This window comes from Promicromonospora kroppenstedtii, assembly GCF_044389675.1.
GTDB classification, from domain to species: Bacteria; Actinomycetota; Actinomycetes; order Actinomycetales; family Cellulomonadaceae; genus Promicromonospora; species Promicromonospora kroppenstedtii.
Map to the genome: position 1 here is coordinate 481926 of NZ_JBIRYI010000001.1, position 13372 is coordinate 495297.

The following is a 13372-nucleotide window of genomic DNA, read 5'->3' on the forward strand; positions in this document are numbered from 1 at the left end:
CTCTATTAGGCTGTGTCCGTGTTCAACTCCCTGTCCGACCGGCTTACCTCGACGTTCAAGAACCTGCGCACGCGGGGCCGTCTCTCCGAGGCGGACATCGACGCGACCGTGCGGGAGATCCGCCGCGCCCTCCTCGACGCCGACGTCGCGGTGCCCGTGGTGCGCGAGTTCACCGCGGCGGTGCGCGAGCGCGCGCTGTCGTCCGAGGTCTCCGGTGCGCTGAACCCCGCCCAGCAGGTCGTCAAGATCGTCAACGAGGAGCTCGTCGACATCCTCGGCGGGGCCACGCGCCCCCTGACGCTGGCCAAGACACCGCCCACGGTCATCATGCTCGCGGGTCTGCAGGGTGCCGGTAAGACGACCCTGGCGGGCAAGCTCGCGCACGCCCTGAAGGGCCAGGGCCACACGCCCTTGCTGGTCGCAGCCGACCTGCAGCGCCCCAACGCCGTGACCCAGCTGTCCGTGGTCGCCGAGCGCGCCGGCGTGCCGGTGTTCGCGCCGCACCCGGGCAACACCTCCGAGGCTGACGACCCGGCCGCCGACGCGCCGCTGATCGGCGACCCGGTCGGCGTCGCGCGCGACGGTGTCGCGTACGCCAAGGAGCGCCAGCACGACGTCGTGATCGTGGACACCGCCGGCCGCCTCGGCATCGACCAGGTGCTCATGCAGCAGGCCGCGGACATCCGCGCCGCCGTGAACCCCGACGAGGTCCTGTTCGTCATCGACGCGATGATCGGCCAGGACGCGGTGAACACCGCCAAGGCCTTCGCCGACGGCGTCGACTTCACCGGCGTGGTGCTCTCGAAGCTCGACGGCGACGCCCGCGGTGGCGCCGCGCTGTCGGTCGCCAAGGTGACCGGCCGGCCCATCATGTTCGCGTCCACCGGCGAGAAGCTGACGGACTTCGAGGTCTTCCACCCGGACCGCATGGCCAGCCGCATCCTCGACATGGGTGACGTGCTCACGCTGATCGAGCAGGCCGAGAAGACCTTCGACGCCGAGCAGGCCGAGAAGATGGCGGGCAAGCTCGCCAGCGGCCAGGACTTCACGCTCGCGGACTTCCTGGTGCAGATGCAGCAGCTGAAGAACATGGGCTCCATGAAGAAGATGCTCGGCATGCTGCCGGGCATGGCCCAGATGCGCGACCAGCTCGACCAGTTCGACGAGCGCGAGGTGGGCCGCATCGAGGCGATCATCCACTCGATGACGCCGGCCGAGCGCGACAACCCCAAGATCATCAACGGCTCGCGCCGCGCGCGCATCGCCAAGGGTGCCGGCACCACGACGACGGCCATCAACCAGCTCCTGGAGCGGTTCGACAACGCCCAGAAGATGATGCGCCAGATGGCCAAGGGTGGCGGCATGGGCCCGGGCGGCATGCCCGCGATGCCCGGCGGCCCCGGCATGGGCATGGGCAAGAAGTCGCGCGGCAAGACGCAGCCCCCCAAGAAGGGCAAGAAGGGCAAGTCCGGTAACCCGGCCAAGCGCGCGCAGCAGGAGAAGGACGCCATGCAGCGCGCCCTGGGCGGCGGCCCCGCCGCGAAGCCCGCGGCACCGGCCGGCTCGGCCTTCGGCGTCGGCCCCAAGCAGGGCGACGAGGCACCCGACCTGAACAGCATCGAGCTGCCCCCGGGCCTGGAGAAGTTCCTGGGTCGGTGAGTTCCGGGACCGGTGAGCCGGATCCCGCAGGGGTGGTGCGGGGCCGGCGAGGACGCCGGGGCGGGCAGGTGGCTGGGGCACGGCAGGGGACAGGTCCACGGGGTGACGGGTAGAGCGAAGGAGCCGCATGTCTGCGCTGGAAGGTCCGACCGCGGCGATCCGTGGGCGCATCCTGCTCGGTGACGACCGCGAGGCCGAGGAGCTGTGGGTCCGCGGCGGACGTGTCAGCCTCACCCGGCCGTCGGCGCAGGGCACCAACATGCGGGTGCTGGAGGGCTGGGCGCTGCCCGGCCTGGTCGACGTGCACTGCCACATCGGGCTCGCGGCCGACGGCGCCGTCTCCCCGGAGGAGGCCGAGAAGCAGGCCGTGGCCGACCGCGACTCGGGCGTCCTGCTGATCCGCGACGCCGGCTCGCCGCTGGACACCGTGTGGGTGCACGGGCGTACCGACCTGCCGCACCTGCTGCGGGCAGGGATGCACCTGGCGCGGCCCAAGCGGTACCTGCGGGACTACGGGCTGGAGCTCGACTCCCCGGAGCAGCTCCCCGAGGCGGTGCGCACGCAGGCCCGGCGCGGCGACGGCTGGGTCAAGCTCGTGGGCGACTGGATCGACCGCACCCTCGGGGCCGACGGCGACCTCCGGCAGCTGTGGCCGGAGGACGTGCTCCGTGAGGCCGTGGCCGTGGCCCACGCCGAGGCGGCCCGCGTGACCGTGCACGCCTTCGCCACCGAGACGATCGACACCCTGCTGGCGGTGGGGGTGGACTGCATCGAGCACGGCACCGGCATGACGGCGGAGCACATGGCCGAGGCCGCCCGGCGCGGCATCGCCGTCACGCCGACCCTGCTGCAGGTGGGGCAGTTCGAGAGCATCGCGGCGCAGGCCGACGGCAAGTACCCGGTGTACGCGGAGCGGATGCGCGGCATGTACGCGCGCCGGTACCAGCAGGTCCGGGACCTGTACGAGGCCGGCGTGCAGCTGCTGGTCGGCACGGACGCGGGCGGCACCATCTCGCACGGCCGCATCGCCGACGAGTGCGCCGAGCTGGTCGCGGCCGGCATCCCCGCGGCGGAGGTCGTCGCCATGGCGTCCTGGCGCGCCCGCGACTACCTGGGCTTCGGGGCCGTGGTGGAGGGGTCCAGCGCGGACCTCGTGGTCTACCCGGCCGACCCGCGCGAGGACATCGAGGTGCTCCGGCACCCCACCGCGGTGGTGCTGCGGGGCGTGGTCTACCCGACCGCGCACTGACGGCCCGTGTGACGCACACGCGGTTGGTGGGGCCTCTCGGCGTCTGGCACAATATGCAGGTACTCGGCATGCCCGGACCCCTCTCACCCGGTCAGGTCGTGTCCCGGTCCCACCCACTGCTTCACCCCACGTCGCGGTGCTCGGGGCCATCCCATCAGAACCAGGAGAGACCACTTCGTGGCTGTCAAGATTCGTCTCAAGCGCCTCGGCAAGATCCGGGCCCCGTACTACCGCGTCGTCGTCATGGACTCGCGCGTCAAGCGCGACGGCCGTGCGATCGAGGAGATCGGCAAGTACCACCCGACCGAGGAGCCGTCGCTCATCGAGATCAAGTCGGAGCGCGCGCAGTACTGGCTCGGCGTCGGCGCGCAGCCGACCGAGCAGGTCGCCGCTCTGCTCAAGGTGACCGGTGACTGGCAGAAGTTCAAGGGCCTGCCGGGTGCCGAGGGCACCCTGAAGGTCAAGGGCGAGAAGGCCGACGCCGCCGCCGCGATCGAGGCCGTGAGCGCCGACGCCGAGAAGGCCAAGGCGAAGGCTGCCGAGAAGGCCGCCGCCGCTGCCGCCGAGGCTCCGGCCGAGGCCGCTGAGGGCGACGAGGCCTGATGCTCTCGGAGGCCCTCGAGCACCTGGTGCGCGGCATCGTGGACAACCCGGACGACGTCCGCGTGTCCGCGAAGACGCTGCGCCGTGGTGACCTGCTCGAGGTCCGTGTGCACCCTGACGATCTCGGCCGGGTCATCGGCCGCGGTGGTCGCACGGCGCGCGCACTGCGCACCGTGATCGGTGCGCTCGCCACCGAGGGCCCGGTGCGGGTCGACGTCGTGGACGTCGACCGGCGCTGATCCTTCAGCACCCAGCACGACGACGAGGCCCGGTCCGTACGCGGACCGGGCCTCGCTCATTGCCACATCTTCGAGGAGTGACATGCAGCTGACCGTGGCCCGCGTCGGCAAGGCGCACGGGCTCAAGGGCGAGGTCGCCCTCGACCTGCGCACGGACGACCCCGAGTCCCGGCTCGCGATCGGCGAGCGGCTCGAGACCGTGCCCGCCGGTGCCGGACCCCTGACGGTCACCCGGGCGCGTGAGCACCAGGGCCGCTGGCTGGTCACCTTCGCCGAGGTCGCCGACCGCACCGCGGCCGAGGAGTTGCGCGGGACCGAGCTCGTGGTCGAGGCGGACGCCTCCGACGAGGAGGACGCCTGGTACCCGCACGAGCTGGCGGGGCTGCGCGTGGAGCTCGAGGACGGCACCGTCGTCGGCAAGGTCGTCACCCTGGAGTACCAGCCCGCCCACGAGGCGCTGCTGATCGAGGAGGACCTGCCCGACGGCGGTACGACCCGCACGCTGGTGCCGTTCGTCCTGGCGATCGTGCCCGTGGTCGACGTCCCGGGCGGCCGCGTTGTGCTGACCCCGCCCGGCGGGCTGCTGGCCCGCGACGCGGACGCCGCCGTCGTCGACCGTGCCGACGACGACCGGGAAGACGACTGACGTGCGCGTCGACGTGATCTCGATCTTCCCGGACTACCTGTCCGTGCTCGACCTGTCGCTGGTGGGCAAGGCGCGGCAGCGCGGCCTTCTGGACCTGCGCGTGCACGACCTGCGCGACTGGACCACGGACCGGCACCGCACCGTCGACGACACCCCGTTCGGCGGGGGAGCGGGCATGGTCATGCGGCCCGACGTGTGGGGGCTGGCGGTCGACGACGTGCTGGACGGCGACGCGGCGGGCACGCACCTGATCGTGCCGACGCCGTCGGGCGAGGTGTTCACACAGCGGCACGCGGAGTCACTCGCGTCGGCCGAGCAGCTCGTGTTCGCGTGCGGGCGCTACGAGGGCATCGACGCGCGCGTCGCCGAGCACTACCGCGCCGCCGGGGTCGCCGTGCACGAGCTGTCGATCGGCGACTACGTGCTCAACGGCGGCGAGGTCGCCTCGCTCGTGATGATCGAGGCCGTGGCCCGGCTGATCCCCGGCATGGTGGGCAACCCGGACTCGCTGGTGGAGGAGTCGCACGGCGCCGCCGGCCTGCTGGAGTACCCCGTGTACACGAAGCCGCCGTCGTGGGCCGAGCTCGAGATCCCGGAGGTGCTGCTCTCGGGGCACCACGCGAAGATCGAGCGCTGGCGCCGGGACCGTGCGCTGGAGCGGACGGCGGCGCGGCGGCCGGACATGATCGCGGCCCTGGACGTGGCGGGCCTGGACAAGCACGACCTGGCGCTGCTCGCGGAGCTGGGCTGGGTGCCGGGGCCGGACGGCGACGGGCGGCTCGTGCGGGCCTGAGGTCCGCGCCGGCGCGGGTCACACCCGCTCCGATGGTTGGCCTGCCCGTTCGTATGGCAGAATTACCCGTTGGTGCGTCGCCGGTCAGGTCTCTGCCACAGGGGACGACCGGGGCGGGCAACCGCCCCCGACCGGGTCAAGCCGCACCGCCATCCACACCCTTTCGGGACCCCGACGGCCGCACGGCCGGAGCGGGCCCACGAGATTCGCGCCTGACCTGTGGCAGGCCCGGAGAGAACGATGCAGAAGCTCGACAACATCGGCGCAGCCTCGCTGCGGTCCGACATCCCGGCCTTCCGTGCCGGTGACACCGTCAAGGTCAACGTCAAGGTCGTCGAGGGCAACCGCTCCCGCGTCCAGGCGTTCCAGGGCGTCGTCATCTCCCGCCACGGCGGCGGGATCGGCGAGACCTTCGCCGTCCGCAAGGTCAGCTTCGGTGTGGGCGTGGAGCGCAAGTTCCCGCTGCACGCGCCGACCATCGAGTCGGTCGAGGTCGTCACCCGCGGTGACGTGCGTCGCGCCAAGCTGTACTACCTGCGCGAGCTGCGCGGCAAGAAGGCGAAGATCCGCGAGAAGCGCGAGAACTGAGCGTTCTGAGCGCTCCGGCGCTCCGCTGACATCGGCCGCCGCCCTCGTCCACCGAGGGTGGCGGCCGATGTCGTACCCGGAGGGGTTCGTGGGAATGTCCGGCAGGTTGGATGTTCGCCCGCGTGACCATTTCGCCGGGGACCCCCAGTGGTGACAGAGTTAGGCACGTGACGAGTTTCGACCGGGTGGCACCGCCCACCCCTATCGATGGGACGCCCTTGAGCTCAGATGATCCGTGGGAAAGCAGCGGGGCGCATCGGCAGGGTGGCGCCGCGCACGGTCGTGAGCCGCGCCGGCAGCAGTCGGGCGTCCTCGCGATGCTCAAGGAGATCGCGATCATCGTGGTCAGCGCGCTGGTCCTGTCGTGGCTGATCAAGACGCTGCTGGTCCAGCCGTTCTACATCCCGAGCGCGTCCATGGAGGACACGCTGACCGAGGGTGACCGGGTCATGGCGTCGCGGCTGACGCCCGGCCCGTTCGACCTTGAGCACGGGGACATCGTCGTCTTCGTGGACCCGGGCGACTGGCTGCCGCCGTACGTGCCGCCGGAGCGCGGCCCGGTGGGCGACGCCGCGGTGTCGTTCCTGACGACGGTCGGCCTGCTCCCGCAGGACACCGGCGACCACCTCATCAAGCGCCTGATCGGCCTGCCCGGCGACAAGGTCGTCTGCTGCGACGCCGAGGGCCGTGTGTCGGTCAACGGCACGCCGCTCGACGAGACGTACATCAAGCCCGGTTCGGTGCCGAGCCAGGACCCGTTCGACGTCACCGTGCCGGACGGCATGCTCTGGGTGATGGGTGACAACCGCCAGAACTCCCAGGACTCGCGCTACAACCGCGGCAAGCCGGGCGGCGGGTTCGTGCCCGTCGACAACGTCGTCGGTACGGCGTTCGCGACCGTGTGGCCCCTGGACCGCCTGGACTGGCACAGCAACCCGAGCGACGTCTTCGACGGCGTCCCGGACGCCCCGCCCGCGGGGAAGTAGGCGGTGCGCAAGGTGCCCACGCTGCGGCAGGAGAGGGCGCTCCTCGCCTCGGGCGCCCGCCTCGTGGCGGGCATGGACGAGGTCGGGCGCGGGGCGCTGGCCGGTCCGGTCAGCGTGGGCGTCGTCGTGGTCGACGCCACGACGCGCACCGGGCCCAAGGGCGTGGCCGACTCCAAGCTGCTCACGCCGGGCGCGCGCGAGACCATCGCGCCCGCCGTCCGCCGCTGGGCGGTCGCGTGGGGCGTGGGGCACGCCGGACCGGCCGAGATCGACGAGGTGGGGATCATCGCCGCGCTCCGCCTGGCCGGACGGCGGGCGCTGGCCCAGGTGCGGCAGGTGTGCGGTGACGTCGACGTCGTGGTGCTGGACGGCAAGCACAACTGGCTGTCCACCCCGGCGCTCGACCTGTTCGCCGCGGCCGATGCCCCGGAGGACGACCTGCCGGAGCCCGCGGTGCGGACGCTGATCAAGGCCGACATGACCTGCACCTCCGTGGCGGCCGCGAGCGTGCTGGCCAAGGTGGAGCGCGACGCGATCCTGGTCGAGCTCGCGCAGCGGCACCCCGAGTACGCGTGGGACCAGAACAAGGGCTACAGCGCGAAGGCGCACATGGACGCCCTGGGCCTGCACGGGCCCACGCCACAGCACCGCAGGTCCTGGAACCTGCCCGGAACGGCGGCGTCGGTGGGATGATGTCGCTGTGAGCGCTGAAGACCTCGAGAACTACGAGACGGAGATGGAGCTAGCGCTCTATCGCGAGTACCGCGACGTGGTGGGCCTGTTCGCCTATGTGGTGGAGACCGAACGCCGGTTCTACCTGGCGAACCAGGTCGACCTGCAGGTGCGGTCCGCCGCGGGCGAGGTGTACTTCGAGCTGCGGCTCGGGGACGCCTGGGTGTGGGACGTGTACCGCTCGGCGCGGTTCGTGAAGTCGGTGCGCGTGGTGACGTTCAAGGACGTGAACGTCGAGGAGCTGGCCAAGGCCGAGCTCGCGCTCTGACCCGCCCTCTCGACATTGCTCGGGGGTCGGTGCAGACCCCCGGGACGAGACCTCAACGGTTCGAGCGCGACCTCGACCCTGTGGATCGTCGATCCGTGCACAGGTGACCCCGCGGACCCCGTTGGCGGACCCCTCCGTGACCAAGGCTGGTCACGGAGGTGGACGCGATGGCGAAGAAGGACGGCGTAGGCCGGTACGGCGAGCGGGTCGCGGTGCGGCACGTGGAGGCGCGCGGCTGGCGGGTGCTCGACACCAACTGGCGCGGCAGCGAGGGTGAGCTCGACATCGTCGCGCTCGACGGCGACGTGCTCGTGGTGGTGGAGGTCAAGACCCGGTCAGGCCCGAGGTTCGGGCATCCCGCGGAGGCGGTGACGCCGCGCAAGCTGACCCGGATCAAACGGCTGACGGGGCAGTGGCTCACCGTCTTCCGGGAACGCCTCGCGGCGGAGCGGTTGGAGGCGGAGCAGCCGGCGGGCGGTCCCGAGACGGGCGGTCCGGTGGCGGTGCTGCCCGACGTGCGGACCTGGTTCGGCGCGATCCGCATCGACGTGGTGGCGGTGACGCTCCAGCGGCAGGGACCCGCCGTCGTCGAGCACCTCGAGGCGGTGGCCTGATGGGGATCGCGACCACGCGGGCGGTGTCGCTCGTCGGCATGCAGGGGCACGTGGTGGAGGTGCAGGCGCACCTCGCGGCGTCGGTCCCGGGGTTCACACTGGTGGGCCTGCCCGACGCCGCGCTGAACGAGTCGCGGGACCGCGTGCGGGCCGCGGTGACCTCCACGGGGCTGCCCTGGCCGGTCAAGAAGATCACCGTGAACCTGTCGCCCGCGTCGCTGCGTAAGCAGGGCAGCACGTACGACCTGGCGATCGCGGTGGCGATCCTCGCGGGTACCGACGGGCCGTCGTCCCCGGGGATGCGCCGGACGGGCCTGGACCGGGTGGTGCACCTGGGCGAGCTGGGGCTCGACGGGCGGATCCAGCCGGTGCGCGGGGTGCTGCCGACCGTGGCGGCCGCCGTGGCGGCGGGCTTCCCGGACGTCGTGGTGGCCGCCGGGGACGCGGACGAGGCGCGGCTGGTGCCCGGTGCCCGGGTCGTGGGTGCCGCGAGCCTGGCCGAGGTGGTGGCGCTGCACGGTGGTCCGCCGGAGCTGGTGCGCGAGGTGGTGGCGGTGCGGCCGGTCCGCACGTCGCTCTCCGCGCGGCTGCCGGGGGACCTGGCCGACGTCGTGGGGCAGGAACGGCCGCGCGCGGCCCTGGAGGTGGCGGCCGCGGGCGGGCACCACCTGCTGCTGGTCGGACCGCCCGGCGCGGGCAAGACGATGCTGGCCTCCCGGCTGCCGGGCATCCTCCCGGACCTGACCGACCGCGAGGCCGTCGAGGTCACGGCCGTGCACTCCGTGGCCGGCACGTTCGATCCCGGCGGCGGGCTGATCCGCCGTCCGCCGTACGAGGACCCGCACCACACGGCCACGCAGGCGGCCGTGGTGGGCGGCGGCTCCGGCATCCCGCGGCCGGGGGCGGTGTCGCGGGCGCACCGCGGGATCCTGTTCCTGGACGAGGCCCCGGAGTTCGGCGCCCGGGTGCTGGAGACCCTGCGCCAGCCGCTGGAGCAGGGCGAGCTGGTGATCCACCGGTCGGGCGGCGCGGCGCGCTACCCGGCCCGGTTCCAGCTCGTCATGGCGGCCAACCCCTGTCCGTGCGGGCTGGCCATCGGCAAGGGCCTTGAGTGCACCTGCTCGCCGACGCTCCGGCGCCGGTACTTCGCGCGGCTCTCCGGGCCCCTGCTGGACCGGGTGGACGTGCAGGTCGAGGTCCAGCCGGTGGATCGGGTCGAGCGCATGGAGGGCACGTCCGAGCCGACATCGGCGGTGGCCGCACGCGTGCTCGCCGCCCGCCAGGCCGCCCGCGCCCGCCTGGCGGAGACGCCCTGGTCCACCAACGCGGAGATGCCCGGGCGGTTCCTGCGCGACCTGCTCCGGCCGCACCCCGGGCTGCTCGCCCCGATCGAGAAGGCCATGACCGCCGGGAGGCTCAGCCTGCGCGGCGTCGACCGGGTGCTGCGGATCGCCTGGTCCATCGCGGACCTCGCCGGGCGCGCGGCGCCCACCGTGGCCGACGTCGGCAACGCCCTGCTGCTGCGCACGGGAGGCGAGCATGACTGACCCGCTCTTCGAGCTGCCGCGCACCGGCCTCCGCTTCGACCGGGACGACCCGGTGCTGGCCCGGGCGGCATGGAGCCGGATCGCGGAACCGGGGGACCCGGTCGCGGGGGCGCTCGTGGGACACCTCGGCCCGGTCGACGCCCTCGACTGGCTGATCGACGCCGCCCGCGACCCCGACCGTGCCGGTATCGCCCTACGGAGGATCGGCGGGGCGGGCGCCATCCAGGGAGCACTCGCCGGATCGCCCGGACGGGCCGATGCGCCGGGCCACCTGCGCGGGCCGGACCCCGAGGGGCCGGTGGCCGCCGCGGGCCGGGCCGCCGGCCTGGTCGTGGCCGCGGTCGGGCGCTGGGCGCCCCGGCTGGAGCGCCTGGACCCCGAGGGGGAGCTAGCGGTGCTCGACCGCTACGCCGGCACGTTCCTCACCCCGGACCACCCCGGGTGGCCGACGGCGCTCGACCGCCTCGGCGCGGCCGCGCCCCTCGCGCTGTGGGTCCGGGGCGACGCCGACCTGGCGGCGCTCGCGGACCGTTCGGTGTCCCTGGTCGGCTCGCGCGCCTGCACCACCTACGGGGTGCGGGTCACGCGAGACCTGGCGTGCGGGCTGGCCGACCGTGGGTTCACGGTGGTCTCGGGCGGCGCCAACGGGATCGACGCGGAGGCGCACCGCGGGGCGCTCGTCTCGGGGGCGCGGACCGTGGCGTTCCTCGCGGGCGGGGTCGACCGGCTCTACCCGGCGGCCAACACGGACCTGCTCCGGCGCGCGATCGACCAGGGCGCCGTGGTGAGCGAGGTCCCGCCGGGCTCGGTGCCGGGCAAGCAGCGGTTCCTCCAGCGCAACCGGCTCATCGCCGCCTTCACGGCGGGCACGGTGGTGGTCGAGGCGGCACTGCGTTCCGGCGCGCTGTCCACGGCGAACCACGCGGCGAAGCTCCTGCGCCCGCTCGGCGCGGTGCCGGGGCCGGTCACGTCGATGGCGTCCAGCGGCTGTCACGAGCTGCTCCGCCGAGGCGCGGCCGTCTGCGTGACCGACGCCGCGGAGGCCGCCGAGCTGGTCGGTGACCTCGGTGAGACCGCCCCGCGCCGCCAGGGCGAGACCCGCCCCGGTGACGACCTCGACGCGGCGGGCAAGGCGGTGCTCGACGCACTGCCCGTGCGCAAGCCGGCGCACGAACGCTCGATCGCGCGGACCGCCGGGCTGGCGCTCGCCGACACGACGGGTGCGCTCGGCCTGCTGGAGCTGATGGGGCTGGCCGAGCAGCGGGACGGCGGGTGGCGCCGGCGGTGACGTGGGGCGCCCGGCCCCGGCCTGCACCGGGGCCGGGGCCGGGCGTTCGGAGCCGTGCCTCCGCCGACAGGACCCGGCCGCGAACGTGTCAGGCGGCCGGGTCGAGGAGGAGCTTGCCGACGGTGCTCCGGGAGCGCAGGGCCTCGTGCGCGCCGCGGGCGTCGGACAGCGGGTAGTCCCCGCCGGCGACGGCGCGGATCTCGCCACGTCCGGCCAGGTCGAACAGCTCGGTCAGCGCTCTGCCGTAGAGGTTGCCGGGCAGCTTGAACAGGTGCGGCAGCCACATGCCCGCGATGGTGCTGCTGTGGCCGAGCAGGTTGCGCAGCTCGACGGGCCTGGGCTGCTCACGCCCGGCCATGCCGTAGAAGACCAGCCGACCGAACGGGGCGAGAGCGGCCACGCTCTGGTCGGTCGTGGTCCCGCCGACCATGTCGAGCACGACGTCCACGCGCCCTTCGTTGGCCTCGATCAGGGCCGTCGTCATGTCGGTGGCGCGGGAGTCGACGGCGACGTCGGCCCCGAGGCCGAGGGCCAGCGCGCGCTTGTCGTCGGTGCTCGCGGTGGCGACGACCCGCCCGGCGCCCCAGGCCTTGGCGAGCTGTACGGCGATCGTGCCCACCCCTCCGGCGGCCGCGTGCACGACCACCGACTCGCCCGCCTCGAGGTGTGCGTTCTTGCGCAGCAGGATCCAGGCGGTCGTGCCCTGCACCAGCATCGACAGCGCGGTGAGGTCGTCGACGTCGTCCGGTACGGGAAAGGTCAGGGCCGCGTCGGCGACGGCGCGCTCCGCGTACCCGCCCCCGCCCGTCAGCAGCGCGGCGACCCGGCGGCCGTCCGCGGTGCGCCCGACGACCTCGCTCCCGGGGACGAACGGCAGCTCGGTCGGCGTCTGGTACGAGTTCTCGATCTGGTGGGTGTCGGCGTAGTTGACGCCGATGCGGGAGACGTCGATCAGCACCTGCCCCGGTCCCGCCGTCGGCTCCGACACCTCGACGGGCCTGAGCATCTCGGGCCCACCGAACTCGGTGATCTGTACGGCACGCATCATCGCGGTCCTCCTGCGCTCGTCCGGCTGCACTCGTCCGACCCGAGTCTGGCAGAGGCCCGGCGCCGGCCCAGCTCACCGCACCTGTCCGCCTGAGCAATCACGGCGCGCCTGCTTCACCCGGTGGCGGGCGCGCGGCACACTGGCAAACGTGGACCTTACCGACCTGTCCGGCTTGCCTCGGCTGCCCGAGCAGTTGTCCGACGCCGTGTCCCGCTTCGCCAGCTACCTCCACGCGCAGCGCGGGCACTCCGCCCACACGCGGCGTGCCTACGTGGCGGACGTGACCGACCTGCTGCGGTACGCGATGCGGCACGGGAGCACGAGCCTCGACGAGATCGACCTGACGCTGCTGCGCGGGTGGCTCGCGTCCCAGTCCGAGCGCGGGCTCGCGCGATCCACGCTCGCCCGCCGCGGGGCCTCCGCGCGAGCATTCCTGCGCTGGGCGCACCGCACCGGGCTCGTGCCCGTGGACCCCTCGGCCCGCCTCGCGAGCCCCAAGGTGCCCCGCACCCTCCCGACGGTGCTTGACGTCGACGCGGCCGGCCGACTGCTCGACGGCGCCCGGGCCGCCGCGGACGGCGCCGACGAGCCGGACCGCCCGGCGGCGCTGCGCTCGTGGGTGGCCGCCGAGCTGCTGTACGGCGCCGGGATCCGCGTGGGCGAGCTGGTCTCTGTCGACGTCGGGCACGTGGACCCGCGCGACCGGCTGGTGCGGGTGCTCGGCAAGGGTGGCAAGGAGCGGGTGGTCCCGTTCGGTATCCCTGCCGCCCGGGCCGTGGAGGCCTGGCTGGCCGACGGCCGCCCGGCGTTCATGACCGCCACCACCGGCGACGCGTTCCTGGTGGGAGAGCGCGGCGGACGCTGGGGCCAGCGGCAGGTGCGCGAGGCCGTGCACCGGCTCGCGGCCCAGGCCGGCGTCGACGACGTCGCCCCGCACGCGCTGCGGCACTCCGCCGCGACGCACCTGCTGCAGGGCGGCTCCGACCTCCGCGCGGTGCAGGAGGTCCTCGGCCACGCCAACCTCGCCACCACCCAGCGCTACACCCATGTGGACGCCGAGCGGCTGCGCAGCGTGTACGCGCAGGCGTTCCCGCGCGCCTGACCGGCCAGTC

Annotated in this window: 15 protein-coding genes; 14 read left to right on the forward strand and 1 reads right to left on the reverse strand. The window is 73.6% G+C overall.

Annotated elements, in window-relative coordinates:
* Positions 1–18 precede the first annotated feature (18 nt).
* The 13 genes from ffh to dprA all read left to right on the forward strand — a co-directional run bounded on the left by ffh (position 19) and on the right by dprA (position 11212).
* A complete protein-coding gene (gene ffh, locus ACH47X_RS02150) occupies positions 19–1659 on the forward strand; it encodes a signal recognition particle protein (protein WP_397400956.1) in 1641 nt (546 codons plus the stop codon).
* 127 nt (positions 1660–1786) lie between these two features.
* On the forward strand, positions 1787–2908 hold the full coding sequence (locus ACH47X_RS02155; protein WP_377249491.1) for an amidohydrolase family protein: 1122 nt from the start codon (positions 1787–1789) through the stop codon (positions 2906–2908).
* A gap of 177 nt (positions 2909–3085) precedes the next feature.
* Complete coding sequence (gene rpsP / locus ACH47X_RS02160) at positions 3086–3511, forward strand: 30S ribosomal protein S16 (protein ID WP_020016865.1); 426 nt, start codon at positions 3086–3088, stop codon at positions 3509–3511.
* Entirely contained in the window at positions 3511–3750 is a 240-nt protein-coding gene (locus ACH47X_RS02165; RefSeq protein WP_020016864.1) for an RNA-binding protein, read from the forward strand. Before rpsP ends, ACH47X_RS02165 begins: the two co-directional genes overlap by 1 nt.
* Before the next feature lie 82 nt (positions 3751–3832).
* Positions 3833–4396, forward strand: a complete 564-nt coding sequence (gene rimM, locus ACH47X_RS02170; RefSeq protein ID WP_397400959.1) for a ribosome maturation factor RimM — start codon at positions 3833–3835, stop codon at positions 4394–4396.
* Position 4397: 1 nt separating this feature from the next.
* Complete coding sequence (gene trmD, locus ACH47X_RS02175) at positions 4398–5189, forward strand: tRNA (guanosine(37)-N1)-methyltransferase TrmD (protein ID WP_397400961.1); 792 nt, start codon at positions 4398–4400, stop codon at positions 5187–5189.
* Between the two features lie 240 nt (positions 5190–5429).
* Entirely contained in the window at positions 5430–5777 is a 348-nt protein-coding gene (gene rplS / locus ACH47X_RS02180) for a 50S ribosomal protein L19 (RefSeq protein WP_020016861.1), read from the forward strand.
* Positions 5778–6094: 317 nt separating this feature from the next.
* A complete protein-coding gene (gene lepB / locus ACH47X_RS02185) occupies positions 6095–6763 on the forward strand; it encodes a signal peptidase I (protein ID WP_036959834.1) in 669 nt (222 codons plus the stop codon).
* 3 nt (positions 6764–6766) lie between these two features.
* Entirely contained in the window at positions 6767–7456 is a 690-nt protein-coding gene (locus tag ACH47X_RS02190; protein WP_020016859.1) for a ribonuclease HII, read from the forward strand.
* A 7-nt stretch (positions 7457–7463) separates the two neighbouring features.
* On the forward strand, positions 7464–7763 hold the full coding sequence (locus ACH47X_RS02195) for a DUF2469 domain-containing protein (RefSeq protein WP_020016858.1): 300 nt from the start codon (positions 7464–7466) through the stop codon (positions 7761–7763).
* A gap of 167 nt (positions 7764–7930) precedes the next feature.
* Positions 7931–8377: a YraN family protein gene (locus ACH47X_RS02200; RefSeq protein ID WP_397400964.1), complete on the forward strand. Its 447-nt coding sequence runs from the start codon at positions 7931–7933 to the stop codon at positions 8375–8377.
* A complete protein-coding gene (locus tag ACH47X_RS02205; RefSeq protein WP_397400966.1) occupies positions 8377–9924 on the forward strand; it encodes a YifB family Mg chelatase-like AAA ATPase in 1548 nt (515 codons plus the stop codon). The genes ACH47X_RS02200 and ACH47X_RS02205 overlap by 1 nt, the downstream gene beginning before the upstream one ends.
* Positions 9917–11212, forward strand: coding sequence for a DNA-processing protein DprA (dprA, locus tag ACH47X_RS02210; protein ID WP_397400968.1), 1296 nt, complete (start codon positions 9917–9919; stop codon positions 11210–11212). The genes ACH47X_RS02205 and dprA overlap by 8 nt, the downstream gene beginning before the upstream one ends.
* Positions 11213–11300: 88 nt before the next feature.
* On the opposite strand, the gene ACH47X_RS02215 is transcribed toward dprA, so the two are convergent.
* Positions 11301–12260 carry a zinc-binding alcohol dehydrogenase family protein gene (locus ACH47X_RS02215; RefSeq protein ID WP_397400970.1) on the reverse strand — a complete coding sequence of 320 codons (960 nt, stop codon included), beginning with the start codon at positions 12258–12260 and terminating at the stop codon, positions 11301–11303.
* Positions 12261–12408: 148 nt separating this feature from the next.
* Here ACH47X_RS02215 and ACH47X_RS02220 point away from each other — a divergent pair, with 148 nt between their 5' ends.
* On the forward strand, positions 12409–13362 hold the full coding sequence (locus tag ACH47X_RS02220; RefSeq protein ID WP_397400972.1) for a tyrosine recombinase XerC: 954 nt from the start codon (positions 12409–12411) through the stop codon (positions 13360–13362).
* The last annotated feature ends 10 nt before the right edge of the window (positions 13363–13372 follow it).

Coding starts and splice junctions, on each gene's coding strand:
- ACH47X_RS02155 (WP_377249491.1), top strand. CDS start 1,787: ATGTCTGCGCTGGAAGGTCCGACCGCGGCGATCCGTGGGCGCATCCTG.
- ACH47X_RS02165 (WP_020016864.1), top strand. CDS start 3,511: ATGCTCTCGGAGGCCCTCGAGCACCTGGTGCGCGGCATCGTGGACAAC.
- rimM (WP_397400959.1), top strand. CDS start 3,833: ATGCAGCTGACCGTGGCCCGCGTCGGCAAGGCGCACGGGCTCAAGGGC.
- rplS (WP_020016861.1), top strand. CDS start 5,430: ATGCAGAAGCTCGACAACATCGGCGCAGCCTCGCTGCGGTCCGACATC.
- lepB (WP_036959834.1), top strand. CDS start 6,095: ATGCTCAAGGAGATCGCGATCATCGTGGTCAGCGCGCTGGTCCTGTCG.
- ACH47X_RS02200 (WP_397400964.1), top strand. CDS start 7,931: ATGGCGAAGAAGGACGGCGTAGGCCGGTACGGCGAGCGGGTCGCGGTG.
- ACH47X_RS02205 (WP_397400966.1), top strand. CDS start 8,377: ATGGGGATCGCGACCACGCGGGCGGTGTCGCTCGTCGGCATGCAGGGG.
- dprA (WP_397400968.1), top strand. CDS start 9,917: ATGACTGACCCGCTCTTCGAGCTGCCGCGCACCGGCCTCCGCTTCGAC.
- ACH47X_RS02215 (WP_397400970.1), bottom strand. CDS start 12,260: ATGATGCGTGCCGTACAGATCACCGAGTTCGGTGGGCCCGAGATGCTC.